Below are 26,032 nucleotides of genomic sequence, written 5' to 3'. Positions count from 1 at the left end.
TAGCCAGGGCTGAGGAGTAACGCACATGCTTCGTCAACTTGCCGATCCTGCAAACGCCATCACCGGGGCAGGTCTCGCCTTGTCCGTTGTCGGCATCAGCTTCGCACTTGCGGGCCATCCGGAAGCGGGTGTCGCGGTCACGCTCTGGGCCTTGCTGGCCGATCATCTAGACGGCGTGGTTGCCAAGCGCACCTTGGGCCGAGCACCCGAGACGGGAGAGGTTGGAAAAAACCTTGATTCCCTGGCAGACCTGGTGAGCGCAGGTATCTTTCCGGCTGTCACCTTGATCGTCGTGGGACAAGGATCGCTCCTCTCGATTCTTGCTGCAGCGACGTTGGTTTTGGCCAGCGCTCTGCGGCTGAGTTACTTCAATGTGTTCGGTTCTCCCGGTGGGCGCTTCGTTGGTGTGCCGACGACCTATGCGGTTCCTCTGACAGCGGTTCTCTTCCTGCTTCGCCCGGTGATTGCCGAGCAAATCTTTCCATCACTGTTCGCCGCTGCACTTGTCGCGCTGGCTTTGCTCCACATCGCGCCTTTGAGCGTCCCGAAAACACAAGGCGCGATGTACGTCGTCGTGACCGCCTTTTGCGTCGCCTCATCGTTGCTGCTTGCCTCGAGGACACTGGGATGAACTCGCATTCGACACTCAAGCAAGCATCGGTCAACGCTTCGTCTGCAGGCGCGGTCTTCCGGGCACTAGGCGTGGAGCCCATCGTTCAATGCGCGGGGGTGCGCACCATCTATGGCGCCAGCAACCCTTCGGATGAAGTCATCGCGGCCATGAACGCAGCAGCCGGCGCATTCGTGGACATGGATGAGTTGGCCCAAGGCGCGGGCCAGCGGCTGGCCGAGTTGACCGGCGCCGAATGGGGCGTGGTAACGGCAGGGACTGCCGCAAGCCTGGCGCTTGCAACGGCAGCCTGCATAGCCGGAAACAATCCCGAACTCATGCTGCGGCTGCCCGACACGTCCGGACTGCGCAACAAGGTCCTGATCCCCGCCGATCAGCGGTTCGCGTATGAGCAGGCCATGCGCATCGCCGGCGGTGAGATCGTCGACGTTGCGACCTATGAAGAGCTGGACAAGGCAATCGGCGAGGCTGCAATGATCTGCCTGGTTGGTCGCCTTGACGGGTCGACCACCCTCCCCCTCCAGTCCATCTTGCCGGTGGCAAAGGCACATGATGTGCCGATCCTCGTCGATGCGGCCGGTCTTTCTCCCGGCAAGCCGGATCGTTGGATCGATAGTGGAGCTGACCTGGTCGTTTATGCCGGCGGCAAATATCTGCGCGCGCCGCAATCGACGGCGATCGTCATCGGGAAAAAGACCCTCTGCCAGGCGATCTGGTGGAATGGTGCACCGCATCAGGCTTTCGGCCGATCCATGAAGATCGGAAAGGAGGAAATGGTTGGCGCGGTCGTCGCCATCGACCGTTGGATCAATCACCGATCTGCCAGGGAAGAACGAAGCCAGTGGGTGCCGCGCCTGGAGCGGATCCGATCATATCTGTCCGCCATCCCCGGCGTGTCGACCGAGATCAAAACCTGGCCAGGCTCGGTGACCGCAACCCGGCTCAAGGTTTCATGGGATTTCGACCACATCCCCTTCGACAGCGAGGAATTGCGGCTTGCGCTGCTGAGCCAGCGACCGCGCATCCTCATCCACGACTTCTGGTCAACGAGGACCTCCACAATCCTGGACCCAATCAACCTGTCCGACAAGGAAGCCGAAATCGTCGGCGCCGCTCTGGCTGCCGCTTTTGCCGATCCCGCCAGCATCGCCCCTCCAAAATCCGAGGTCATCCCCGAAATGGATGTGTCGGGTGCCTGGCATGTCGACATCGGGTTTCTTCGTGGAACGGCCAAACACCGCCTGCAGCTTCGGCAGGTTGGCCGTTCAGTGGTTGGCACGCATCACACGGAGAACCGAACCGGCGTCGTCAGCGGCGAAGTCCATGGACGCTTCCTGCGCCTGGAAGCGGCGCATGAACAGGTCCCGATCTGGCTGTTCTATGGCTTTGAGGGCGAACTGACCGAAGACGGGTCTTTCGTAGGAAAACTCAAGTTGGGCGGCACCGCCAAAGAGCATCTCGGGCCGGTGTTCAAAGGACAGTATGGCGACGCGACCTGGCGCGCGCGACGGGCGGACGCCAATCCGGCAGCACCAAAGGAGAAGGCATCATGACCGTTCACCAATCCGAGTTGCAGGTCGAAACGGCGTTCGGCCTGAAGGGCAAGGTCGCGCTCGTGGTCGGCGGCTATGGCGCGATTGGAACCAGCATCTCGCAAGCTTTGGCTGTTGCCGGCGCGACCAGCATCGTGGCCGGACGCGACGGCGAGCGCGCCGATATGCTTGCAGGCAGGCTCCGTGACGAGGGCTGGACCGCCGAGGGCATCGGCCTCGATGCCTGCGACACTGCAGACATTCGCAAGCAAGTGGCGTCTGTAGCTCAGTTGCATGGATCGGTCGACATTCTCGTCAACTGCCTGGGTTTCAACAAGGAACAGAAGCTGCTCGAGGTGACGGAGGAAGCCTTCGACGAGGTCTATTCCAGGACGCTGCGGCCAGCGATGTTTCTGTCGCAAGCGGTCGCCACCCAGCAGGTGGCCAGTGGCCGAGGCGGCAGTCACATCCACCTGCTTTCGGTGCGCTCGGCGCTCGGCTTCCGGGGCCGGGGGTACAGCGCCTTCTGCGCGGCCAAAGGGGGGCTGGCGACCCTGCTGAAACAGCAGGCGATCGAGCTTGCGCAGCACAACATCACCGTAAACGGGGTCGCGCCCGGTGCTGTCCGCACGCACAAGAACGACAAGGCGCTGGAAGATCCCGAAACCTTTCGACGAGCAGTGGCGGACATTCCCATCGGCCGACTGGCGACACCGGCGGATGTCGCCGGAGCCGTGCATTTCCTGGCCTCCCGGCAAGCGCGATTTGTGACCGGACAGATCCTTTATGTGGACGGCGGACTGACAGCCAGCGCGTGAGGCGGTGAGCTTCTATTCTCGGAGAAGGCCGATGAAAATTGGTGTTGTCGGAGCAGGAATCGTAGGCGCCTCCATCGCCTACCATCTGGCGAAGCAAGGAGCGAAGGTTTCGATCTTCGATCCCCTCCCTCCGGGAAGCGCGGTCTCCGGATCGTCTTTTGCCTGTCTTAACGCTTTTGGCCGATCCGGCGAGGATCTTGCCTTTCGCTTGCAGGCCATCCGTTACCATCGCGCACTGGCACGCGAGATTGGGTCGGAACACCTCCTGCACCTATGCGGCACAGCGCGTATAGCATCGGCCGGCGATCCCGCAGCCAAACTCGCCAGGGATGCGACCACCTTCGCATCTGCCGGGGGCGAAGTCCGTTCCGTAGCTGCCAAGGAGATGATCGATCTCGAGCCTCGGATCCATGCCCGCTTCGCCACGGAACGATTTCTTGTCGCAGAAGAAGGCTGGGTCGACTCAGGCGCGTTGTGCAAGCAGCTTGTGAAGACCGCCGTTGAACGTTTCGGCGCGCAATTTCGCAGCGCGCGCGTAGCGGGGATCCAGGCGTCAGACCGATGGGTGAGGTTAAGTTGGCAATCGGACCTCGAAACCTTCGATCGGGTCGTGCTTGCGGTGGGCAATGACACCAACTCACTGCTCAAACTGGCCGGTCTGCGGGAACTGCCGATCAAGACGCTGCCTGGCCCGCTCCTCGTGCTCACCACGCAAGACACAAGTGTGATCAGGCATGTCGTCTATGCGGACGGATTCCATATCCGGCCCGGTCAGGGCGGATATATAGCTGGAGTGTCAGCGCTACCGGGTGAACTCGAACCATTGAAACGCCTCGAAGGGGAACGCCTGGACCTGTTGGCGGCCGGCGCGCGCTGGCTCGACGGTTTCCTCCATGTGCCGAGAAGCTGGACGACCTGCCCGCGGCCTGTACCCGCCAGCGATCATCCAATCGTAGGGCCACGAGAGGAATGCGCCGCGATCTCCGTGGCTGCCATGCATGGTGGCGTCACGCTTGCCCCATTGATCGGGAAGATTGCGGCATCTGAGATCGTCGCGGCGCTGGGCTGGCCCCGGAGCATCGGAAGACCGCCAACACATTCCTCGCATCTGTTGAGCGAACGCGAACAGTTGCCCTCAGCCTGGCTGGCTGCAAGCGTTTGAATCCCAAAGGACCACGCACATGCAAACATCGATTAGGCATGAACTGCAAACGGCAATTGAACCCATTAGCCTTATCCGCAGCACGCCACCCACGCCCCCATGGGTCGGCGAAGCATTGATCAGGGCGTTCGGGGAGATCAGTCGAAGCGCGAAGATCGAAAGTCTCATGCGATATCACACCTTCCGTGGCAGCGAGGAGGATCGGGATATTGCCCGCCGCTGGTTGAGCGAGCGCCTTGGCCCAGCTGTCGAGACTGATCGCATCATCATGACCAACGGCACCCAAAGCGCGCTTTTTCTGGCGCTTCGATCGGTCGTCGGCATTGGGGACCACCTGCTGACCGAGGATATCAGCTACTACGGGCTACGACGTCTGGCGGCATTGCTTGGCATCACGGTCAGCGGCATCGCCATGGACGCTGATGGGGCGCTTCCCGATGCTTTTGACGAGGCCTGTCGTGACCGCCGGCCGCGTGCGCTTTTCCTGCAGCCAACCCTGCACAATCCAACATCGATTGTCATGTCACGAACGCGACGCCTTGAGCTTGCCGACGTCGCACGCAAGTACGGCGTTCCGATCATAGAAGATGATGTCTACGGAAGCTTGCCGTCGATTGCGCCAGAGCCAATTGCTTCACTTGCGCCTGATATCTGCTGGTTCGCTACCGGCCCGGCCAAATGCATGGGGCCTGGGCTTCGACTGGGTTACCTTGTCGCGCCATTCAGCGCCGACGCAGGCAAGGCTGCGGCGGCCTTCGACACGATTTCAACCTGGCACGCAAACCCGCTATCGGCAGCAATCATGTCGCGCTGGGTGATGGACGGCACGCTTGTTGGCATTCGCGATGCCGTCCGTGCTGAGATCGTTGCCCGGCAAGCGATCGCCCGCGGATGCTTGTCTGGCTTCCCCCTCGCCACCCACCCTGAGTCCGTCTTCCTCTGGATGGAACTTGCCGCCACAACCAACCAGGATCGCCTTCTCCAGCAGCTTGCCGATGTCGGCGTGATCCTACGCCCTGGCCACATGTTCTTCGTCGATCCCCACAAGTCCCACAACAGCATTCGGATCGTGATCGGCAGTCCCGACACACAGGATGAACTGTTCACGGCACTCACCAGATTGGCAAAGACGGTCAGATCGTAAACGGTCAAAGACGATGCAAACGAGCACGCCAATTTACATTGTCATGGAGATGGCATGCTTCGTGCTTATCGCCACGCTCTTGCGCATCTCGAGTGCAGAAATATCGATCTACCAGCTTACATTCCTGCGGTACGGCTCAAGCTTTCTGTTGCTGTTGCCATTTTCATTTAAATTGTGCCCGCGCATGGAAATCACGGATGTTAAGAGGCACGCACCGAGATCCCTTCTAATCTATATTTCCGCGCTCGCCTGGACGTATGCGATACACTCCATAGACGTGGGTTTGGCGCAGGCTCTCCTCTACACAAAGACGATATTGCTTGGAGCCTTAGCGGGCCGGCTCGGATCTGCCGCACCATCCCGCGTCGAGTGGATTTGCATTACCACCGGCGTCGCAGGCGTAATTCTTGCCGTGAGCCCGTCCCTCAACTCGGCACCAGTGCCGGGCGCCGCCGCCGCGTTGTTGTCCGCCCTGACGGCTTCTGTGATTGCAAGTCAGACCAGGCTCATTGGCGCCTTCCAGGCTCCCATCATGGCGACCTTGATAACGAGCGCGTTGACATGTGCGTTCGCATTGCCGCTGGCCGCAATCTCATGGCGTCCGCTGAACCTGGATGAGGTAATCCTCGTCTGCGCCATCGGGCTGCTCACGACGATCTCCCAGGCACTGCTTTTCCGGGTATTCCCAAGATCCGGATTGCCAAGAATTGCAATAATCGATCTGGGAAGAATTATATTGGCGACACTTGCGGGAGTAATATTCTTCAAGAACGCCGTTACACCAAGCTACATAGTGGGAATATTGATTATTTCACTAAGTATATTTTCTGCAATCCGGTTTTCGTGACGAAACCCGGCCCGACAGGTCGACAGTGTTGGAAGGAGATGTGCCATGAATGTACTGCAGAGCGTCGGGGCAACCCGACAGTCGCAATCCAGCAGCATATTTCGACAGGTTGCCGGCCACTATAGATACCGGCCACGCTATCCGCGCGCCCTCATAGCACACGTATCGGGCCTCTCGTCGTCCCTCGACCACAGCCTTCCTGCGGTTGACGTCGGCGCAGGAACAGGTCTTTTCACGTTCGCGCTTGCGCAGTTTCTGGTTCCACAGCGTCAGGTGGTGGGTGTCGAGCCCAGTGCAGACATGAGAGCAAACGCCGTCGCGGTTTCCCCCGCATCCGGCAGCAACGTGACGTTCGTGGACGGCTCATCCACGCATCTTCCATTTGCCGACAGGTCGCTTGCCCTGGTCACAGCCGCCTGCGCCTATCATCGGTTCTCGCGCCAGAAGTTCCTGAACGAATGCGCCAGGGTTCTCTGCCCGCAGGGACTTCTCGCAATTGTCGACTACCAACTGGTGAGTCCGCCCGGTTCCGCTGGAGACGAGATATTCTGTCTCCTCGAGAAATTCGCCCCGGTCTTCGTTCGTGGCCACAGAACCAATGAACACGGCCAGTATGAGAGCATCGACATCTCCCGGGAGGTTCTTTCCTGCCGGTCATTTTCTTCCGGCCACGCAGCACATTGGTGCAACGAGCTGGAATTTTCCGAAAATGAATTCATTGGGTATGTGAGCACCTTGTCGCCCACGCTGATCGGGATGCGCCGATTAGGACGACCCGCGGTGGAGTCTCTGTTGCGGTCTATATTCCACAGCCATGAAAGCAGTGGGCGTGTCGCAATGTCGTTCGACACGCTGGGCGTTTTCTGCGTGAACGGTGCTTGAACATCAGGCGCTGTTCAGGCGCCGGCCGTTTCACGGATGGCGCTCAGCGCCCGCCTGAGTTCCTCTCGCGTTTCCGGGCTTCCCAAGACAATGCGGATCGCGTCGACGGGCCTGTCCGGATGAAAGGCAAACATCGAACCGGGTCGAAGGATGACGCCGGCCTTGGCAGCTGCATCGATGAAAGAATCCTGGTCGTGTTGAACAGGCAGCGTCAGCCAAAGATGCAGACCGTTTGGGTGGGCCGCGTATTGGCTGCCTGCCAGGATCTCGCGCGCAATCTCCTGCCGGCCCGATGCTTCGGCGCGTACGGCGTCGAGAATACGCTTTGCGGTCCCTCCGCTTATCCACTTATCTGCCAACGCCGATGAAAGCGGCGACATATGCCAGGTCGAGGTGACCTGAAAACGCTCGAAGACGGATGCAGCGTGACTTGTGGAGGGCGCAACGAGATAGCCAGCCTTCAGCCCAGGCGAGACACATTTTGCCAGACCGGTCGCAAACCAGCAGATATCGGGTGCCAGTGCCGCGATCGGTGGTGGCGCGTCGTGCGGCAGCGCGCCATAGACGTCGTCCTCGATAATTGCAACGCCGTACTTTCTCGCAATATCGATGATCTCTCTGCGCCGTTCGAGCGACATCACCAGCGTCGTTGGATTGTGGATGGTTGGCGTCAGGAAGAGCGCCTTCGGCGATCGCGTCCGGCAAGCGTCTTCAAACGCGTCCGGCAGCGCTCCATCCCGATCCATCTCAATGCAGTCGACTTCGACATTCAGAAAACCGGCCAGACGGCGAAAGCCATAGTAGCTGAACGCCTCGACGAGGACCAAGCCACCACTGCCAACAACGGCTGCGAGCGTCAGCATCAGGGCATTCTGTGTGCCGTTGGTCGCGATGATGCGACCGATCTCAAGCCCCCCACCCATGCGATCCGACATCCAGGACGCCCCCACCTCCCGGTCTCGTTCGGTACCCGCGAACCGGTGGTATCTAAGGAGCGTGGACAGGTCATGCGCCTGGGAAATCTCCAGGAGCGCATTTTTGATCTCGTCACCGATCCAGCCCGGCGTCGGCGGAGTCGTACGAATGAGACTGATGGGTTCTGCCACCGAGAAATCTCTTTGATTGATCGTCATTGCAAGCGACCTTCAAGCTGGAGTGACAAGCTTACCGGGAGTCGACAGCAGGCTCACATCAGCCCCTGGACGGCACTTGTTATCTGATCGAGGGCATCCTTTGGCTCGGTTTCCTGGAACAGGACCTTGCGCATCGCATCTTCGATCACGGGAGTAACTTTCAGGGAATTTTCGCCGGGAAACGAGAACCAGCTCGTCATGCTCGGCAACTGGCCAACGGCCACCATCAGGTTGGGTTCGCTCTTATAGTAGTTGCCGAGGAGGCCGGGATCCTTGATCGCCAGGGTGTTGACCGGAATATAGGACGTTGATTTCGCCATCTGCGTCTGCGCGTCTGGTCCGGTGAAGAACTTGACGAAGTCCCAGGCCACCTTCTGCTTCTCGGGGTCTTTCGTGTGGATCATGATGGCGCTGCCGCCGGCCGGCAGGATTCCATTCGGCTGTGTCGAGGGAAAAGGCGCGACGCGCATTTCGAAATGCCCGGCGGCTTGCTTGGTGTAGAGGGTGATGTCCGAGCTGGATGTAACGAAAATGCCGAGCGAACCGCCGGCGAATGCCTGCTTGGCCTGATCGCGCGTCATGTCCTTCATTCCGGAACGGCCAATCTCCTTCAGGGTTTTGAAGGCCTCCAGCCCCTCGGGACCATTGAAAGCCACCTGCTTCTCGTCCGGCGTCATCATGTGGCCGCCTTGAGATTGCACCAGCGCGATGAATGTCCAGTTGGCTGTCGGGGTATAGTCGAAGAAGATGCTTCCGCTGGGAGCATCGATCTTTTTTGCCAGGTCGGAAATTCCCTGCCACGTTGTCGGCAGCTTGTCCGGATCGCCCCCGGCCTTCCTGACGAGGTCGATGTTGAAATAGACGATCGGCACAGACAGTTGGTATGGAATGCCGATTGTCTCTTCGCCCTTTTTGGCCATGCTCATCACGGATTGCGAATATCCGCGGTTCTCCCAACCGTTTTCTTGCGCGATGAAACCCTGAAGCGGCACAGCCAGGCCGCGCTCGGCGAACAACCTTACGAAACTCAGCCCCTGGAACCCGACATCCGGTACATCTCCCGTCAGAGATGACCGCAACATCAACTGCGTCATTTCGGTGTAATTCTTGACGACATCAAGCTTTACCGCAGTGCCTTTGTTCTGCTCTTCGAAAAGCTGGACCAGCTTCTCCATCGAGTCTTTGTTCACATAGGCATTGGAGTAAAGAACCCTGAGCGTGGTTTCGGAAAACGCCGGGCTCGCGCCCATGGTGGCAACGAACAGCGCCAATGCGCACTTAGAGATAGACGGGATCCTCATTTAACTCTCCAAGATGATCGAGTATGTCCTAGGGCCGTGCGGTGACGCCTCTGGTCAAGCAGTCAGGCGTGCTCAACCCCTTTGTGATCAGTCCGATCGGCCGCCCCGCAATCAGCCGTCCAACAGCTTTGAACGCTCATAGGCAGCGATCGGCTTTTCTTCGCCTGCAGCGATGTGAACAACGACCCGCTCTTGGCCGCTGTCCCAGCCCTCCCGATTGTGAAGAACCGCCCGATTGTCGAAAATGACAAGATCTTCGGCTTCCAGCGCGATGCTGAATTGTTCGCCACCGCGGAACACCTCGGCCCACAGCCGCTCCATCAGGTTCCGGCTTTCTTCCGGTGATTTGCCTTCAATCAGGGCATCGCGGCGCCGCGGCAGATAAAGCAGTGGGCGGCGCGTCTCGGAGTGCAATCTCACCAGCGGATGCGATGTTCCCTCCGCGCGCCGTTCCACGCTCACCGAAGGTCCTTCCCAGAAGTCCCAGAGTCCCTGGGAACGGTTGTGGAGACTGTGGATGGCACGCAAGGGCGCAATCTCTCGCCGTAACTCCGCAGTGAGCGACTCGTACACATGGTATGCACTCAAGAAACCCGTTCTGGGCGGGTTCGCCGGCGCCTTCTTGCAATAGAGGATGGAGTAATTCATCGGCGCCGGTTTGAACGATCCATCCGTATGCCAGATCTGGGCGACTGCGCCCTTGTCGCCGATCGGAAGACCGTCGGGTCCTACGGCGTTGGACAGGACCTTCAGCTCTGCGGGTCCCGATTGGCTCGACTTGGGTTCTTGATGATTGTGGCGGTCGTTCTGCAGGGGGCCGAAGAGCTGGGCAAATGCGACAAGCTGGTTATCGTCCATCTGCATGTTACGGAAGCGCAGGACGAGATATTGGTTCAAGGCGCGCTTGAGGGATTCAGCAATCCAAGGATTGCCCGGGTCCAAAACGTCACCGGCAGATATGCCCTGCACATCGCCTCCGATCATCTCTGGCCCTGTGACGATTTCAAATGGCCTTTCAACATCCGCTCTCAACCTGGCCGGCATTGCATTGCTCCCTGAACTGATGATGTCTGCTTCATTTGATGGCTCCGCCGGTCAGGCCTTCGACGAACCAGCGCTGGGCGGCCAGAAAAGCGATTATGAGAGGCGCGACGACGAGGGTCGACGCCGCCATGAGCGGGCCGTAATCGCTGCCGGCCTCTTCGTTCTTGAACGTCATGATGCCCAAAGGCGGCGGCATCATTTCTTCGGAACGAACGGCAATCAGCGGCCAGAACAGGTCGTTCCAATGGCTGACGACCGAGAAGATGGAAAAGGCAATGATTGCCGGCAGGGCCATCGGCACCATGACGCGCCAGACGATGGCAAACTCCGAAAGTCCATCGAGCCGTGCCGCGTGGACCACATCGTCCGGTATTGTCTTGAAGAACTGCCGCATCAGGAAGATGCCGAATGGCGATACGATGAATGGGAAGATCAGCGCAGCATAGGTGTTCAAGATGCCGAGTTGGTATCCCATGATGAATTGCGGCAGCGCCAACACCTGGTGGGGGATCAAGAGACCGATCAGCACCAGCCCGAACAGCAGATTGCGGCCCTTGAATTGGAGTTTGGCGAGTGCGTAGGCGGGCGGCGCGCACACCAGAATCTGCAGTACCAAGATAGCCAGACAAATGCCGACGCCGTTCAGCATGAATTTCGGCAGTGGAGATGCCGTCAGTGCCCGACCATAGTTCTCAACCAGATTCCAGTGTCGAGGCAGCAGAGAGAAGGAGCCACGAAAAATCTCGCCCGGCGACTTCACGGACAAGGATACCATCCAGACAAAGGGCACCGACACGAGGGCGGCCGTCGTCAGCAAAATAACGTGGCGGGCAATCGCGCCGGGCCAATCTGTTCTCATGAGTAGTGCACCCGCCTGTCCATGACGCGAGCCTGAATAAGCGTGAGTGCGATCACGATGGTCAGAAAGACGATGGTGACCGCGGCCCCATAGCCGGTGCGCAGATATTCGAAGCTTTCGCGATAGAGCGTGTAGAGCAGAACTTCTGAAGCGTTGCCTGGTCCGCCCTTGGTGAGGATCTGGACGGTATCGAATGCTTCGAAGGCACGCAGTGCGACGACGATGACGACAAACATCGTTACTGGCCCGAGCATCGGCAAGGTAACGGTGCGCAGCCGGTCGAGCCAGCTGTCTGCACCATCAATGTCCGCGGCGTCGTAGAGATCGCGCGGGATGGACTTCAGCCCGGCAAGGAAAAGTACCATGGCAAAGCCAAGGTTCTGCCAGATGGCGATCACGGCCAGAACCGGCAGAACGGTCTTCTCGTCGCGCAACCAGTTGGCAGTCGGAAGACCGAGTGCTGAAAGCGTCTGGTTGACGAGGCCGATCGTGGGATGCAGCAGCGCTTCCCAGGCAATCGCCATGGCAGCCAGCGTCGCCATGAAGGGTATGAAATGGATGGCGCGGTAAAAGGCGCGAAGCGATTTTCCGCTTTCGATCAACAGGGCGATGAAAAGCCCCAGGAAAACGGATCCCGGCACCACCATCAACACGTAGAGGATTGTGTTGGCAAGCGACGCGCGAAAGGCCTTGTCGGAGAAAAGTTCGGAAAAGTTGCGTGTCCCCACGAAGGACATGGTGCGCGCGCCGAATTGCCAGTCTGTCACGGCAATGACCAACACGCCTCCAATTGGAAGGACAAAAAGGCAGAGCAGCAAAAAGGCAGCCGGCCCCGCCAGGCAATAAGCGGACAGAGCCTCGCCAACCGCAGAAGCGGGTTTGGGCACGGGCCGAGCGCTCGGGAAGACCTCGACACTGGCCGTCATCAGGCAATCTCCCTCAGGGGCGTTACGCTGGCGGCGGGCAGCAGGCGTTCACCGCCCTTATCGAAGACCAGAAACCGGTCAGGGCGCACGCTGAGATTGACGAGTTGGCCGTGGGCAAGATGCGGAGCCCGCTCGGCCAGAAGGCGTGCCACAAGTGGCTCGCCGGCGTTCAGCGCGAGATGCACAAACAGGTCGGAACCCATATGTTCGATCAGCCGGATGGTTCCGGCGATCGCTCCTGGTTCGTTGCGGTCGCAAAGATGAAAGGCTTCCGGCCGAATGCCCAGCGTGACCTCAGCACCAATGTCGAGAGCGACATTGGTGGCGAAGCTGACTCCACCCGCCTCGATATGACCGCGCTGGCGAACCACGCCGTCGAGCATGCTGATCTTGGGACTGCCCACGAATTCGGCGACCCGGCGATCGGTCGGATTGGCATAGATTTGCTGGGGCGGAGCCACCTGCAGCAATTCGCCGTCGAGCATCACCGCGACCCGATCCGAAAGCGTCATCGCCTCGGATTGATCATGGGTAACATAGATGAAGGTGACGCCCAGCCGCCGATGCAGTTCCTTTATTTCGGAGCGCATCTGGACGCGCAGTTTTGCGTCCAGATTGGATAGAGGTTCATCCATCAGGAAGACCGCGGGATGGCGCACCATGGCGCGACCTACCGCCACGCGCTGTCGCTGGCCACCGGAAAGCTGGCCGGGCTTGCGGGTCAGGAGATGATCAATTCCAACCGCGCCGGCTGCCTGCTGGACCTCTTCCTCGATTGCAGCTTTCGCCTGTGCCGTTCCCGGAAGAAAGCGCCCAAGCAGCGGCAGGCGCTGCAAGGATGACAGTCGCCGCATCTTGAGCGGCAGACCGATGTTTTCGGCGACGGTCATATGCGGATAGAGCGCATAGGACTGGAACACCATCGCGATGTCGCGCTGCTTTGCACGCAAACCGTCGACAACGCGCCCGCCGATCGAAACGCTGCCTTTATCTTGAGGCTCCAGACCTGCCAGTATGCGCAGGAGGGTCGACTTGCCGCAGCCCGACGGCCCGAGCAAAGTGAGGAATTCACCGTCTTCGACAGCAAGGCTCAGATTGCACAGAACCTGGCTGGTTCCATATGATTTCGAGATGTCGGTGAACAGCACGCCAGACATCATGCCACCTCTGTCGTTTTGATCACGCCGGCACCGGCAGCCTCAGCCCATCCGCCATCCAGGTAGACTGCCGATCCCACCTGCGTCCGCTGAATACGCTGCAGGAGGCCGCCGGACCGGATTTCGGAAACCTGAGTGACACTCGCCAAGAGAGGCGCGACAGCCGATCGCCGAGCTAGCACTTCCGAAAGCACGCGCCCCGTCATGCTCGAAGGTGGCTGCATATCGAGAGCCTCAAGGATGGTAGGGACGACGTCGCAAATACCGGACGGCACTTTGGAGACGTGTCCACCGGCCAGGAACTTTGACCCCGCGACAATGCCGACCGAGGCCAGTTCCTTGGAGTGCAAGCCGCCATGGACGCCAAGGCCAGGCATCCTCGCATTGTCGTAGAACGTCCCGCCTACGAGACCGAACCGATCCCTGCGGTCGTCCGCGCGAAAGGCAAAATAGACATCAGGGGCCCGTTCGTGGTTCGCCATGACCAGGCTGCTTGCAAAGGTTCCCGGGACGACCCCCTCGATTTCGTTTCCGGGCGCCGTGAACACTGGACCGACCCAGGGAAATTCGCTCAGCGCGCCGACGAGCCGTGTCAGCTGTTCGCTGCTGCGGTCGGCAAGGTAGAGAGCGCCGACCTGTCCGGGCACGACAACGACGTCAACGTCCGGCGCTGGCGCGGTTCCCGGATTGAAGCCGACGTCGGAAAGACAATCGGCAACGGAGACGCGTGTATGTGCGGTAATGTGGCCATGGTCCGACAGCGCGATGATCTGTACGCCTGCGGCCCGTCCCTCGGCTTCCCACCAGTCCAGAATACGCCCAAATTCAGCATCACAGTGTTTGATCACCCGGCGGGTCGCGGCAGCACCCGTACCATTGTGGTGAGAACAGGTATCCGGCTCGCCATAGGACAGAATGGTCACGTCCGGAGTCCGCTCGGGCCACAGGTAGTCGAGAAAGATCGTGGTGATCAGCGTCTGCGCATCGAGGTCCGGCTCCCCGACAGGAGGGACCGGCGGCAGGGGCCCGTAACGTGTAACAACATCGTCTAGGACATGTTTGGGCGTGCAGGCTTCGGGAAAATGGCCGGACAAACGGACATGGCCGAAGGCCTCGGCTTTGTGGTGGAAGAGCCGCGTCGTGCCGGGCGTGTTGGAGGCTAGGACCGCAAGGCTTCGACCGGCGCGCCCAAGCAGCTCGCCCAAAGTAGGTGCGCTCATAAGCTGGCCGCCGCTTTCCCGATCCAGCCGATCCAGCAGGACCGCATCAGCCGTGTCTATATAGCGTTGCGGGTTGACGCTGCGATCGACGTATTTGTTGCCGACCATCCCATGAACGGCTGCTGTGCTTCCGGTCACGAAACTTGGGAAAGCAGTCCTGGTTTCACTTGGATAGATCGTTCGCTGCGCCGCGAGCGTCGTGCCAAGCTTCTTGAGCCGGACGAGATTTGGTGTCTGCTGATCGTCGATCAGATCCGGCCGCAGCCCATCAAAACTGACGATTACGAATTTGGTTTCTGGCATCGGCCCGAGCCTGGTTGATGGAATTTGGGCTACCGGGCCGCTGTTACGCTCCTGTGACAATCATCGAATAATTCGAACCAAATCCGTCCCAATGTGATCCCCCCGTTTTTTAGAAAGGGAACTGTTTTGCCCGAGGGACATGAATCGCTGCCGCTCAACTCTGTGCGGGCCTTCGCCGTGATCGCGCGTGAGAAGAGCGTCACGCGAGCCGCAGTCGTATTGGGCATCGCGCAAAGCGCGGTGAGCCGGCACCTGGCCGTCCTCGAAGACTATCTCGGCTCGAAACTTGTCGAGCGGCGGGGACGCAACTCCGAACTCACCGCGTTCGGGAGGCTCTTCGCCACCGCCGTCAGCGAGCCGCTCGACACCATTTATTTTACAGCGCAGCGCATGAAGCGCAGGCAGACGGATCTGAACCGAATTCTCGTCAGGACATCGCTGCCGACCTTCGCCTCGACGCTTCTCATCCCGAACATCCAGGCGTTTTCGACCGAGGCCGGCGGCGCGGTGGTCGACGTTGTCACCACGCTCTCCCAACCGACGTCAGCCGACAATTTCGACGTGCTGATTACGCGCGATCTAGCCTTGGCCGAACCTTCCGACAGATGGGTTCTGCTCAACGAGGACTTGGTTTGCGTCGGCTCTCCGCGACAAGTTGCCGGCAAGGAGATCGATATCGTGACACGCGTTCCGATCGTCTCCATCACCTCTCGTCCAGATACTCTTCCAACCTGGTTGCGGGGGATGGACATCCGCCAGGAAGACATCAAGCTGGGCGCTCGATACGACCATCACTATCTGGCGCTTCCCGCGATAGCGCACGGAAGAAGCCTTCTGGTGACCCCGGAGGTCCTTGTCCGGGATCTGATCAAGCAGGGATTGCTGGAAATCGTCAAAGGTACCCGTACGCCGAGCGGTATGCAGTATCACGCCCATGCAGTCGACCGCAGTCAAAATCTGGATCTGGCGCGAATGTTCTGCCGATGGCTCGTGCGCTTGTGCAAGGAAGACCAACCCAAGTCCAAATTGCTGGGCGCCGCATCGAAATAGTCGATGAATGGCATTCAGTTGCTAGATGGCCCAAGTTGATGGGTAAAAACAAAATGCGCAGACCGGCCTCGATATGAAGTCGAGGTCTTTGCAATGACGATACTTTCAAACCGGCTCCAGCTTGTCCGCCCATCCGAAACAAAGGCGATGACTGCGCGCGCCGCGGCTCTGAGAACCAGCGGAGTCAATGTCATTGTTCTCAGTCAGGGCGAGCCCGATTTCCCGACACCGGCGGCAATTTGCGACGCTGGAGTGCGTGCCATTGGCAAGGGTCTGACGCGCTATACTGCCGTTGCCGGCGCCACGCAGCTGCGCGAGGCAATCTGCGCCAAACTAAAGCGCGATTATGGGGTGGATTATCGTGCCGACGATGTGACTGTTGGTTGTGGCGCCAAGCAGGTCATCTTCAACGCGCTCTATGCCAGCCTTGATGCCGGTGATGAAACCATCATCCCAACTCCGTGCTGGGTTTCGTATCCGGATATGGTCGCTCTGGCGGGCGGGACTGCGGTGCTGGTACCGTGCGAGCCGGAACGCGGTTTCAAGCTCACTGCAGAAGCTCTGGCCGGCGCTATCACCGAGCGCACGAAATGGCTGATGTTGAATTCGCCATGCAACCCGACCGGCGCAGTCTATTCTTCTGATGAGCTTTCAGCGTTGGCGCAAGTCCTGCGAGACCATCCGCAGGTGCACGTGCTTTCGGACGATATTTACGAAAAACTTGTCTACGAGGTTCCTTTCGCCTCGATTCTTACAGTCGCCCCAGACCTGTTCGAGCGGACTGTGATCGTCAACGGCGTCTCGAAGGCAAGCGCGATGACGGGTTGGCGCGTCGGTTATGCCGCCGGGCCGACGCACCTTATCAAGGCCATGAACACGATCCAGGGCCAGACCTCATCGCACACAAGCTCGATCTCGCAATACGCAGCGGTCGAGGCCGTCGGCGGAGATCAGCACTATGTCGCGGATTTCGTGGCCGAGTTCCGAAAGCGCCGGGACCTTGTCGTCGGCCTGCTCGCGCGGGCGCCTGGCCTGAGCTGTTCTGTTCCGGACGGTGCCTTCTATGCCTTTCCCTCATGTGCGGGGTTGATTGGCAAGCGGACACCTCAAGGCAAGATCATTGCCAGCGACGTCGATTTCACGGACTACCTTCTCGACCAGTTCGGCGTCGCAGCCGTACCGGGATCGGCATTCCTGGCACCATCGTTTCTGCGGATCTCATATGCGTCGTCACAGACGGAACTCGATCTGGCCTGCAAACGGATAATCTATGCGTGCGAGGCACTGACGTGAGGATCCCACGATGACCAAAGCGACACGTCTACGCCGCGCAATGGCCGAGAAGGGGCTGGTCCATGTCATGGCGACCCACAGTCCGTTGTCGGCGATCCTCGCCGAGCAAGCCGGGTTCGACGGATTATGGGCATCAGGCTTCGAGCTATCGGCGCTTTATGGCCTTCCCGACATGAGCCTAATCTCGATGACCCAACATCTCGATATGCTTCGGGCCGTTGCCGGCAGAACCTCCTTGCCGATCGTCGCCGACGTCGACACCGGATACGGCAACGCGATCAACGTCATTCACACGGTCCGGGAATATGAGCGATCCGGCTCAAGCGCGATCGTCATTGAAGACAAGTCGTTCCCAAAGGTGACGAGCCTCGCGGTCGACGGCCATCACAACCTAGTGCGTGTCGAAGAATTCCAGGGCAAGATCGAAGCCGCCCTGGCGACGCGATCGGATCCTGACTTCCTGGTCATTGCACGCACAGAGGCGCTGATCGCCGGACTGGGTGAGGATGAAGCGTTGGCGCGTGCCCACGCCTATGAGCAGGCTGGTGCCGACATGATCCTTATCCACTCGAAGAGGAAAGATCCCGGCGAGATCGAGAGCTTCTCAAAAGCGTGGAACGGCGCCGCCCCGTTGGTCATTGTGCCAAACGCCTACCCTGAGCTCAATGCGGCTGACATACGTGTGCTGGGAAACATCCGCATGATAATCTATGGAAATTACGCGATCCGCGCCGCTGCCACCGCAATGAAAGAAACCTTTCTGCGCGTCATAGCGGATGGCGGCGTCCAGCAAGTCCATCGCGACTTGCTGCCCGTAGAAGATGTTTTTCACTTGCAAGGAATGGAAAGCGTTCGTTCCGATGAGCGTCGCTACCTACGCTAGCCTGGCCGCGCCGCGACGACAGAGATCTCGACCAACGTGCCGGCCGACAGCGTCGCTCCGATACACATGCGCTGCGGCCAATGTCCGGGATTGTCCCCAACCCAGCTCAGCCATTCGATATCGAAAGCCTTCTTGTCATCCAGGTTTGCCAGGAAGACCGTAACGGACAGCAAATTCCGACGGTCTGTGCCCAGTTCGCCCAACACCCGGTCTATCTTTGCGAAAGCTGCTGCGACCTGACCTTTGAGGTCGAGACTCTTGTCGTCGGAAGTCGCAACCGCCCAAACGAGATTGCCGAAGCCCGAACCGGAACTCCTGCCTGCGGCAACACCCTTCGATCGATCGATGATCAGCGCTTCACTCATCTGATTGGCTCCTGCTGGCATAGGTTCGAACTGCATCTCCGAATATCGTATCGCCAGCAACGAGCCGGTGTCCAACCAGTCTTTGGACGACACGCGTTCACCGATATCAAACTTGCCGGCTTGCCTGAGGATCCATGCGGAACGACTTGCAGGAGCCTTGAGCCAACACGTCTCCCTGGGAAGCGGTTCCAATTGGTGAGTGTGCTTTCGATAACCCGCCGATTTACACGCTTCACTGCGCTGTTCTCACACGATCCCTGCTGACCCCTTTCAATTTTCAGGAACGATCACTTTACTTGAGAGGCGTTGAACGATGGGAGGCAGAGCATGGCGAACGCATCTGGCGAGTTCACGCTGCAGCGGACCATCCGACGCCAACAGTTGCGGGAGATAGTCCCGCTAGCCGATAGCACCATCTATGAAATGGAGCGGCGTGGAGAATTTCCGCGACGCTTCGCCTTAACTCCAAGATGCGTGGTCTGGGATCTTGGCGAAATTCAAGCGTGGCTCGCGGCGCGGCGCGCAAAGCCCATTCTCAAAGCGCTCTGTCCAGACGTGAGGCAGCGGAGAATCCGTCCTGTCAAAGGTCAGGATCGAGTTGCAGGATCCACTTCGAAGGCGAAATGAACGCCAGATCAGTTTTCCGCGGCATAATTCCATCGACCATCAAGCGAATGCCCTCGGCATCACCGGGATCTTGCCAACGTCCAAGCTCGGCAAAAGCACCGTCGTCCGCTCCATCCAAACGGACCAGGCATCCTGACGTTCGCCATGGAACACCCGATGGGTCAAAGCGATGGGTCAAGCTCAAGCAGCGTCGTGGCGGGGGGCGCGAGTATCGGACCGCGTTTCTTCCCCTCAACCCAGGCATCGACGATATCTGCCCATTCCTGCAACATATGGCGGCGTTGAACCTCATATTCCGCCTTGTTGTAAACTCCGCGGGATGACCGTCCATCCTCATGGGCGAGGCACTTCTCGATCCAATCACTGTTGAAGCCGAGCTCATTCAAGAGGGTAGAACCGGTGCGCCTCAGGTCGTGAACCGTAAACGGTTCCAGAGGTAGTCCGTTCTTCTTGGCATGCTCGACTACAGAATAAGTCACTCTGTTGAAGGTCGCTCGCGACATCGGCGCGTCAGCATCGTATCGCGACGGCAAAAGATATCTCGAATTCCCCGCGCAGGTCTTAAGGGCGATCAGAATGTCCATGACTTGGCGCGAGAGATAGACATTGTGAGGCCTCGAACGCTTCATCCGCTCTTTTGGAATGGTCCAGACCGCATTCTCGAAATCCACCTCCTCCCACACCGCATCCTGAAGTTCGCTTTTCCGGACCATTGTCAGAAGGTAGAGCTTCATACCTAGCCGAATGGTCGGCAGAGTAGGAACGTGTTCGAGTTGCTTGAGCGTGATACGAATTTCGGCCGGCGATAGGGCGCGATCCCTCGGCACGAACGTCGCGATCGCGGCGGGTCCAACCTCATCCGCTGGGTTGGGCACCTTCTCTCCATGCAGGATCGCGAAGCCGTAGATCTGCTTCAGGATATCCCGCACGTGGATTGCAGTGGCTGGAGCGCCGCGCTCGACGATCTTGGCGCAGTGCGCTCGCAGGTCGTCTGGCGTGATTTCCGCAAGCAGGCGATTGCGCCACACGGGGAGGAGCTCACGTTCGAATATGGCGCGGCGCATGGCTCTGGTGCTGTCCGCCATCGAAGCATTCATCAACCATTTCTCGCCGAACTCGCCGAAGCTCTTGGCCTCTTTCAGGCGGTGTTTCTCGCGCTGCTTCTCGATTGCTGGTGAACGTCCCTCTCTGACCGCCCGCCGTGCATCCAGGCACAACTCGCGCGCCCGCGCGAGAGTGATACCATCACGCCCATACTTGCCGAGATAGACCGTCTCGCGTCGGCCATTCATCCGGTAGTCCAGCCGGAAAGATATGGCTCCAGACGGCATGACGCGGACATACATGCCGTCGCGATCGGCGACCTTGTAAATTTTTTCGCTTGGTTTCAGGGCCTTAATTGCGGCATCCGTCAGCATTGCCGTGCCACCTCCGAAAAGTACCGTCATGCGGTTTTTGGGGGCCAGTGCTGAAAAAATGCGCGTGTTCGCAATGGCTTAGGCCAAAATAAGTACCGTCACCGGCCTCATTTCCCGTGACGGTACTTTCAAAATCGGCAGCAATCAATATAGGCAAGGGCCGTCAGCTGTGACGGTACATGCGAACTATGCCCACCGATAGGTATCGATAGGCACAATCGACAAAACTATTATATTTCAGTGCGTTAAATCGAACTCCGGCGTAAAATCGGCGGCTTCCGGATAGGCCTGAATCATTCCCATTCGATGGTTCCCGGCGGCTTGCTGGTCACGTCGTAGACGACGCGATTGATGCCGCGCACTTCGTTGATGATACGGGTCGCGGCGCGGCCGAGGAATTCCATGTCATAGTGGTAGAAGTCGGCCGTCATGCCGTCGACAGAGGTTACGGCGCGCAGCGCGCAGACGAATTCGTAGGTACGGCCATCGCCCATCACGCCCACCGTCTGCACCGGCAACAGCACGGCGAAGGCCTGCCAGATGGCGTCGTAGAGGCCTGCCTTGCGGATCTCGTCCAGATAGATCGCGTCGGCCTCGCGCAGGATCTCCAGTTTTTCACGGGTAATGCCGCCCGGACAACGAATGGCCAACCCTGGCCCTGGGAACGGATGGCGGCCGATGAAGCTTTCCGGCAAGCCTAGCTCCTTGCCCAGGATGCGCACTTCGTCCTTGAACAGCTCGCGCAGCGGCTCGACAAGTTGCATCTTCATGCGATCCGGCAGGCCGCCGACATTGTGGTGCGACTTGATGGTGGACGAGGTGGCACCCGTGAAGGACACGCTCTCGATGACGTCGGGATAAAGCGTGCCCTGGGCAAGGAAATCGGCACCACCCAGCTTCTTCGCCTCTTCCTCGAACACTTCGATGAACAGGCGGCCGATGGTCTTGCGTTTCTTTTCCGGGTCGGACTCGCCTTCCAGCGCCGAGATGAAACGGTCGGATGCGTCGACCAGGATCAGAGGCAGATTGTAATGCTCGCGGAACATGGCGACGACGTCGGCCGCCTCGTTTTTTCGCATCAGGCCGTGGTCGACCAGGATACAGGTCAGCTGGTCGCCAACCGCCTCATGGATCAGCAGAGCGGCGACGGAAGAATCGACGCCGCCCGACAGTGCGCAGATGACCTTACCCTTGCCGACCTGCTTGCGGATCGCCTCGACGGCATGTTCGCGATAGGCCTTCATGGTCCAGTCGCCGGTAAGGCCGGCGATCTTGTTGACGAAGTTGCGCAACAGCTTGGCGCCGTCGGGCGTGTGCACGACTTCGGGATGGAATTGCACGGCATAGAATTTGCGCCCTTCGTCGGCGATCGCCGCGAAGGGAGCACCGGTCGATGTGCCGACAACCTTGAAGCCCGGCGGTAGCGCGGTGACGCGGTCGCCATGGCTCATCCACACCTGATGGCGGGTACCCTTGGCCCAGACGCCGTCAAACAGCGCGCATTCCTGCTCAACCTCTAGGAAGGCGCGGCCGAACTCGCGATGATGGCCGCTTTCCACCTTGCCGCCGAGCTGGGCGCACATGGTCTGTTCGCCATAGCAGATGCCGAGTACCGGAATGCCGGCGGAAAAGACCGCGTCCGGCGCGCGCGGGCTGCCGATATCGACGGTGGAATGCGGGCTGCCCGAGAGGATGACCGCCTTGGGGCGGATGCGTTTGAAGGCCTCGTCGGCCGACTGGAACGGCACGATTTCGCAATAGATGCCGGCTTCGCGCACGCGCCTGGCGATCAGCTGCGTGACCTGGCTGCCGAAGTCGATGATGAGAACGGTGTCGGGATGTGTCGTCATGGCGAGCCTTTAAAGAAAGAAGCAGTCCGGCGCAATGGGGTGCCGCGTCGCAGCCCAGTCGCGACGACCAGGCAAACCAGACCGCCTCGATCTAAAGAGTGTTCGAGCGGAGCGCGGTCTCCAGAAGCCTCACCGCATCGGCCAGCTTCTCGTCGATGACGTGAAGGTATTCGGTCCAGTCGCCGACATTCTTGAGTTCGGCGGCACCGTCCGAAATGCCGCGCAATGCTATCAGCGGAACGCCGAACAACTGGCAGGCGCGCAGGCAGGCAAAGGTCTCCATGTCGGCCATGTCCTCGGCGATCGCGTCATAGGCCGCGCCCGAGACGATGTTTGCGCCGGTCGACAGCGAGGCGCCGGCAATTCCCGGAATTTGATGCGGCAATTGCAAAACAGCCGGCAGATCCAGGAACGGCGTGATGCCCTTCGGAAAGCCGAGCGCCGAGGCGTCCATGTCGCGATAGGCGACCGAAGTTGCCTGGTAGATGCCGGTCTGCTCCAGCCGGCGCGAACCGGCCGAGCCAAGCGAGACGACAAAATCCGGCAACATCGCTTCCGCCTTCAATCGGGCGAGTTCGGCACCAAGACGGACACCGGCCTCGACCGGTCCGACACCGGTCATGTACGGCGTGAACAGACGCTTGAGATGCGGGCCATATTCGGCATCGGCAGCCATGACGAACAGGACACGCCGACCACCGAGCTTGACGGACAAGTCTGCGGATTTCTCGCTCAAGACGTTTCACCACCCTCAAGGCCAAAGAGGCCGCGACCTCGCAACGCCCCGTGTCAGTAACCTCTCGTCGTGTCAGCGGCACGACGAATTCGCTTCGGGAATCGGCTGCTCACCCTTCGATCCCCTCGCGCCCAGTCACCGTCATCATGGTGCCGGTCATGGTGGCGATCAGCCTGGCCTCGCCGTCGGCGGCGAAGGCATAGGCCTGGCCGTCTGCCACGATGATGGTGCGACCGGGCTTGGTGACGGAACCGCGAAACAGGAACCGTTCGCCCTTGCCAGGCGCCAGCAGATTCACCTTGAACTCGATGGTCAGCACGCCCGAGTTTTCCGGCATCAGCGAATAGGCCGCATAACCGCAGGCCGAATCCAACGCCGTCGAGATCACGCCGGCATGGAGGAAGCCGTGCTGCTGGGTGAGAGCCGCCGAATAAGGCATCTCGATCTCGATGATGCCGGGTGTCACCAGCGTCAGTTCGGCGCCGATGGTGGCCATGGCCTGCTGGCGCGCGAAGGAGGTCCTGACGCGCTCTTCATAATTCGGGGCGGGGACGATCTTGGCGCTCATGACAACAGCCCTGGAGACCGAAGGAATTCGGCATAGCCGGCTTATCGCAGAGGCCAGGCTCCCAGGCAATGGTTGTGCTGCATCGCAGCAAACCGATGAATGGTCAACCTGCCTTGCGCAGCGCGCAGAAATAGAAGCCGTCCGTGCCGCTCAATGCCGGCGACAGCGAGATGCCGCCCCCTACGGCAATGCGGGCCGACGCGGCATGCCCTGGGAAGCGAGACTGCCAAAGCACCGTGTGATCGATCGGCGCGAATGTGTTGTCGCGACCCAGGAAGTTCGTGACCTGCTCGTCATTCTCCTCGGGAAAGACCGAGCAGGTGACATAGACCAGCAGCCCACCCGGCTTCACGAAGGCCTTCGCGGTATCGAGGATGGCCGACTGCTCAGCCTTGCGCGCGTCGAGCTGGCGGCGCGTCAGCCGCCATTTGGCATCCGGCCGCCGCCGCCAGGTGCCGCTGCCGGTGCAGGGCGCATCGATCAACACGATGTCCATGTGGCCGGTCAGAGGCGCCAGTTCCTGCTCGCGAGCGACCACCTGAACGTTGCGGTTGTCGGAACGGCGGATGCGGTCGAAGATCGGTGCCAGCCGCTGCTTTTCGGCATCATGCGCGAAAATCTGCCCCTTGTTCTCCATCGCCGCCGACAGCGCCAACGATTTGCCGCCGGCGCCGGCGCAATAGTCGAGCACCTGCATGCCCGGCTTGGCGTCGGTCAGCTCGGCCGCGATCTGCGAGCCTTCGTCCTGCACCTCGAACCAGCCCTTCTGGAAAGCCGGCTCTGCCTGGACGTTCGGATGCCGGCCGTCGCCAGCAATCGGTGCGATGCGGATGCCTTCGGTGGCGAGATGCGCCGGTTCGGCACCTGTTTCGGCGAGCTCGGCCAGAACCTTGGCGCGCTCGGCCTTCAGCGTGTTCACCCTGAGATCGAGCGGTGGTCGCGCGGCAAGTGCCGCCCCCTCCTCCACCCAGGCCTCGCCGAAGGCTGTCTCGAGCAGCGGCACGCTCCAATCAGGACAATCGGCTCTCACCTCGCCCGGGGCATCAGCCAGCCTGCGCGCGGCGATGGTCTCAAGCTCGGCGTCGCTCAGCAGCGAAGGCGCGAACTTGTCACCCTCAAGCGCGGCATTGAGCGATTGCGCGGTCTGTCCCCATTCCAGCAGCAGCGCGCCGAAACCGGTGGCGCGCGGCGTGTCGTCGCCCAGCAGCCAGCCGGCGCTGCGCCTGCGGCGCAGGGCGTCGTAAACGATGTTGCCGATGGCCGCGCGGTCGCCGCCGCCGGCGAAGCGGTGCGACAGGCCCCAGTCCCGCAAGGCATCCGCCGCCGGGCGATGCCTGCGGCCAATATCCTCCAGCACTTCTATGGCTGCCGCCAGCCGCCCGCCCAGTCGCATTCGTCCTGCCGCAAATGATTGATTTCAACCCTGCTGTAACCGGCGCAACCCGAATGCACAAGCCGGCGAACTGGCGCAACCGGCGACGCTTTTCAACGCATCGACTTGGACATAGGCTTTCGCTTGCGATTCGCGGCTCTTGTCCACGGTTGGCAAGGGCCATTCGAGGAGGGGACTATGAAATCTTACTTGGCTGAAGTTCTGGGTACATTTCTGTTGGTGTTTATCGGCACGGCCTCGGTCGTGACCGGTGGTTTCGGTGGCGCGCTGCCGCTCGGGCAGGAAGGCATTGGACTGGCTTTCGGCATCGGCCTCATCGCCGCGGCCTATGCGATCGGACCAATCTCGGGCGCGCATCTCAACCCGGCGGTGACGCTTGGCGTATTCCTCGCTGGCCGCATGCCGGCAAAAGACGTGATCCCCTATTGGATTGCCCAGATCATCGGCGCCATCATCGCTTCGCTGGCGCTGTGGCTCATCGTTTCGGGACAAGTCGGCGGCCATACCGGCGGCTTCGGCGCCAACGGATGGGACGAGACGAAATGGGGCATCCGCTCGGCATTCCTTTGGGAGCTTATCGGAACCTTCACCTTCGTGACGGTCATTCTAGGGGTCACCAGCGGCAAGCACACGACGGCCTTCGCCGGCCTAGTCATCGGCCTGACGCTGGCGGGTCTGCATTTCGCCATCATCCCGGTGACGGGAACCTCGCTCAACCCAGCGCGCTCGATCGGCCCGGCGCTGTTCACCGGCGGCGCGGCTATCAGCCAGCTCTGGCTGTTCATCGTCGCTCCGCTGATCGGCGGCGCCATTGCTGGTATCGTCGCCAAGACCGGAATGTTCGAGAAAGACTGAAAGCAGGGCAAGCACGGCGCCTAACGGGCGCCGTC

At 60.1% G+C, this 26,032-nt stretch carries 26 protein-coding genes; 12 read left to right on the top strand and 14 right to left on the bottom strand.

The features are described 5' to 3' along the window. The first annotated feature begins 25 nt into the window (after positions 1 to 25). Genes QFZ88_RS17825 through QFZ88_RS17795 form a run of 7 tightly spaced genes read left to right on the top strand, consistent with a single transcriptional unit; the run spans position 26 to position 7,016 of the window. Positions 26 to 631: a CDP-alcohol phosphatidyltransferase family protein gene (locus QFZ88_RS17825; protein WP_065997688.1), complete on the top strand. Its 606-nt coding sequence runs from the start codon at positions 26 to 28 to the stop codon at positions 629 to 631. Next, entirely contained in the window at positions 628 to 2,184 is a 1,557-nt protein-coding gene (locus QFZ88_RS17820) for a hypothetical protein (RefSeq protein ID WP_065997690.1), read from the top strand. The genes QFZ88_RS17825 and QFZ88_RS17820 overlap by 4 nt, the downstream gene beginning before the upstream one ends. A gap of 17 nt (positions 2,185 to 2,201) precedes the next feature. Next, entirely contained in the window at positions 2,202 to 2,981 is a 780-nt protein-coding gene (locus tag QFZ88_RS17815; RefSeq protein ID WP_245317487.1) for an SDR family NAD(P)-dependent oxidoreductase, read from the top strand. A 31-nt stretch (positions 2,982 to 3,012) separates the two neighbouring features. Then, the gene (locus QFZ88_RS17810; protein ID WP_065997697.1) at positions 3,013 to 4,143 is read left to right on the top strand and encodes an NAD(P)/FAD-dependent oxidoreductase; all 1,131 of its coding nucleotides are present in this window, start codon (positions 3,013 to 3,015) and stop codon (positions 4,141 to 4,143) included. A 19-nt stretch (positions 4,144 to 4,162) separates the two neighbouring features. Next, entirely contained in the window at positions 4,163 to 5,287 is a 1,125-nt protein-coding gene (locus QFZ88_RS17805; protein WP_083237715.1) for a PLP-dependent aminotransferase family protein, read from the top strand. A gap of 13 nt (positions 5,288 to 5,300) precedes the next feature. Next, positions 5,301 to 6,134 (top strand): DMT family transporter, encoded by an 834-nt coding sequence (locus QFZ88_RS17800; RefSeq protein WP_065997700.1) that lies wholly within the window; start codon positions 5,301 to 5,303, stop codon positions 6,132 to 6,134. 45 nt (positions 6,135 to 6,179) lie between these two features. Continuing rightward, positions 6,180 to 7,016 (top strand): class I SAM-dependent methyltransferase, encoded by an 837-nt coding sequence (locus QFZ88_RS17795; RefSeq protein WP_065997702.1) that lies wholly within the window; start codon positions 6,180 to 6,182, stop codon positions 7,014 to 7,016. Positions 7,017 to 7,030: 14 nt separating this feature from the next. On the opposite strand, the gene QFZ88_RS17790 is transcribed toward QFZ88_RS17795, so the two are convergent. From QFZ88_RS17790 to QFZ88_RS17760, 7 genes are all read right to left on the bottom strand, one after another. Beyond that, positions 7,031 to 8,149 carry a PLP-dependent aminotransferase family protein gene (locus tag QFZ88_RS17790; RefSeq protein ID WP_083237716.1) on the bottom strand — a complete coding sequence of 373 codons (1,119 nt, stop codon included), beginning with the start codon at positions 8,147 to 8,149 and terminating at the stop codon, positions 7,031 to 7,033. 53 nt (positions 8,150 to 8,202) lie between these two features. After that, complete coding sequence (locus tag QFZ88_RS17785; RefSeq protein WP_167523848.1) at positions 8,203 to 9,420, bottom strand: ABC transporter substrate-binding protein; 1,218 nt, start codon at positions 9,418 to 9,420, stop codon at positions 8,203 to 8,205. A 141-nt stretch (positions 9,421 to 9,561) separates the two neighbouring features. After that, positions 9,562 to 10,494, bottom strand: coding sequence for a TauD/TfdA dioxygenase family protein (locus QFZ88_RS17780; protein ID WP_083237717.1), 933 nt, complete (start codon positions 10,492 to 10,494; stop codon positions 9,562 to 9,564). Positions 10,495 to 10,525: 31 nt separating this feature from the next. Beyond that, the gene (locus QFZ88_RS17775; protein WP_065997712.1) at positions 10,526 to 11,353 is read right to left on the bottom strand and encodes a carbohydrate ABC transporter permease; all 828 of its coding nucleotides are present in this window, start codon (positions 11,351 to 11,353) and stop codon (positions 10,526 to 10,528) included. After that, complete coding sequence (locus tag QFZ88_RS17770) at positions 11,350 to 12,279, bottom strand: carbohydrate ABC transporter permease (protein WP_065997714.1); 930 nt, start codon at positions 12,277 to 12,279, stop codon at positions 11,350 to 11,352. Before QFZ88_RS17770 ends, QFZ88_RS17775 begins: the two co-directional genes overlap by 4 nt. Further along, complete coding sequence (locus tag QFZ88_RS17765) at positions 12,279 to 13,436, bottom strand: ABC transporter ATP-binding protein (protein WP_065997775.1); 1,158 nt, start codon at positions 13,434 to 13,436, stop codon at positions 12,279 to 12,281. Before QFZ88_RS17765 ends, QFZ88_RS17770 begins: the two co-directional genes overlap by 1 nt. Continuing rightward, entirely contained in the window at positions 13,436 to 14,959 is a 1,524-nt protein-coding gene (locus tag QFZ88_RS17760) for an alkaline phosphatase family protein (RefSeq protein ID WP_065997719.1), read from the bottom strand. The genes QFZ88_RS17765 and QFZ88_RS17760 overlap by 1 nt, the downstream gene beginning before the upstream one ends. A gap of 126 nt (positions 14,960 to 15,085) precedes the next feature. On the opposite strand from QFZ88_RS17760, the gene QFZ88_RS17755 reads away from it, so the two are divergent. The 3 genes from QFZ88_RS17755 to QFZ88_RS17745 all read left to right on the top strand — a co-directional run bounded on the left by QFZ88_RS17755 (position 15,086) and on the right by QFZ88_RS17745 (position 18,185). Beyond that, positions 15,086 to 16,009, top strand: coding sequence for a LysR family transcriptional regulator (locus QFZ88_RS17755; protein ID WP_017865986.1), 924 nt, complete (start codon positions 15,086 to 15,088; stop codon positions 16,007 to 16,009). Between the two features lie 93 nt (positions 16,010 to 16,102). Continuing rightward, a complete protein-coding gene (locus QFZ88_RS17750; RefSeq protein ID WP_065997721.1) occupies positions 16,103 to 17,302 on the top strand; it encodes a pyridoxal phosphate-dependent aminotransferase in 1,200 nt (399 codons plus the stop codon). Positions 17,303 to 17,312: 10 nt separating this feature from the next. Next, on the top strand, positions 17,313 to 18,185 hold the full coding sequence (locus tag QFZ88_RS17745) for an isocitrate lyase/phosphoenolpyruvate mutase family protein (protein WP_065997724.1): 873 nt from the start codon (positions 17,313 to 17,315) through the stop codon (positions 18,183 to 18,185). Here the strand turns inward: QFZ88_RS17745 and QFZ88_RS17740 are convergent. Further along, the gene (locus QFZ88_RS17740) at positions 18,182 to 18,643 is read right to left on the bottom strand and encodes a Rid family hydrolase (protein ID WP_246192437.1); all 462 of its coding nucleotides are present in this window, start codon (positions 18,641 to 18,643) and stop codon (positions 18,182 to 18,184) included. The genes QFZ88_RS17745 and QFZ88_RS17740 overlap by 4 nt on opposite strands. A gap of 234 nt (positions 18,644 to 18,877) precedes the next feature. Here QFZ88_RS17740 and QFZ88_RS17735 point away from each other — a divergent pair, with 234 nt between their 5' ends. Beyond that, positions 18,878 to 19,177, top strand: coding sequence for a helix-turn-helix transcriptional regulator (locus QFZ88_RS17735; RefSeq protein ID WP_083237725.1), 300 nt, complete (start codon positions 18,878 to 18,880; stop codon positions 19,175 to 19,177). On the opposite strand, the gene QFZ88_RS17730 is transcribed toward QFZ88_RS17735, so the two are convergent. From QFZ88_RS17730 to QFZ88_RS17705, 6 genes are all read right to left on the bottom strand, one after another. Beyond that, positions 19,131 to 19,295, bottom strand: coding sequence for a hypothetical protein (locus tag QFZ88_RS17730; protein ID WP_167523839.1), 165 nt, complete (start codon positions 19,293 to 19,295; stop codon positions 19,131 to 19,133). The genes QFZ88_RS17735 and QFZ88_RS17730 overlap by 47 nt on opposite strands. Before the next feature lie 43 nt (positions 19,296 to 19,338). Next, on the bottom strand, positions 19,339 to 20,595 hold the full coding sequence (locus tag QFZ88_RS17725; RefSeq protein WP_065997779.1) for a tyrosine-type recombinase/integrase: 1,257 nt from the start codon (positions 20,593 to 20,595) through the stop codon (positions 19,339 to 19,341). 293 nt (positions 20,596 to 20,888) lie between these two features. Further along, complete coding sequence (guaA, locus tag QFZ88_RS17720) at positions 20,889 to 22,445, bottom strand: glutamine-hydrolyzing GMP synthase (RefSeq protein WP_024924666.1); 1,557 nt, start codon at positions 22,443 to 22,445, stop codon at positions 20,889 to 20,891. Positions 22,446 to 22,536: 91 nt separating this feature from the next. Then, positions 22,537 to 23,181, bottom strand: a complete 645-nt coding sequence (locus QFZ88_RS17715) for a 5'-methylthioadenosine/S-adenosylhomocysteine nucleosidase (RefSeq protein WP_036254379.1) — start codon at positions 23,179 to 23,181, stop codon at positions 22,537 to 22,539. Positions 23,182 to 23,290: 109 nt separating this feature from the next. Then, positions 23,291 to 23,749: a PaaI family thioesterase gene (locus tag QFZ88_RS17710; protein WP_024924664.1), complete on the bottom strand. Its 459-nt coding sequence runs from the start codon at positions 23,747 to 23,749 to the stop codon at positions 23,291 to 23,293. A 103-nt stretch (positions 23,750 to 23,852) separates the two neighbouring features. Then, the gene (locus QFZ88_RS17705; RefSeq protein WP_024924663.1) at positions 23,853 to 25,142 is read right to left on the bottom strand and encodes an RsmB/NOP family class I SAM-dependent RNA methyltransferase; all 1,290 of its coding nucleotides are present in this window, start codon (positions 25,140 to 25,142) and stop codon (positions 23,853 to 23,855) included. 177 nt (positions 25,143 to 25,319) lie between these two features. Between QFZ88_RS17705 and QFZ88_RS17700 the strand changes: the two genes are divergently transcribed. Next, positions 25,320 to 25,997 carry an MIP family channel protein gene (locus tag QFZ88_RS17700; protein ID WP_024924662.1) on the top strand — a complete coding sequence of 226 codons (678 nt, stop codon included), beginning with the start codon at positions 25,320 to 25,322 and terminating at the stop codon, positions 25,995 to 25,997. The last annotated feature ends 35 nt before the right edge of the window (positions 25,998 to 26,032 follow it).

This window comes from Mesorhizobium sp. YL-MeA3-2017 (assembly GCF_030814575.1).
Lineage (GTDB): Bacteria > Pseudomonadota > Alphaproteobacteria > Rhizobiales > Rhizobiaceae > Mesorhizobium > Mesorhizobium terrae.
Note: the sequence above shows the minus strand (reverse complement) of the source record. Positions and strands in the feature narration are given on the sequence as shown.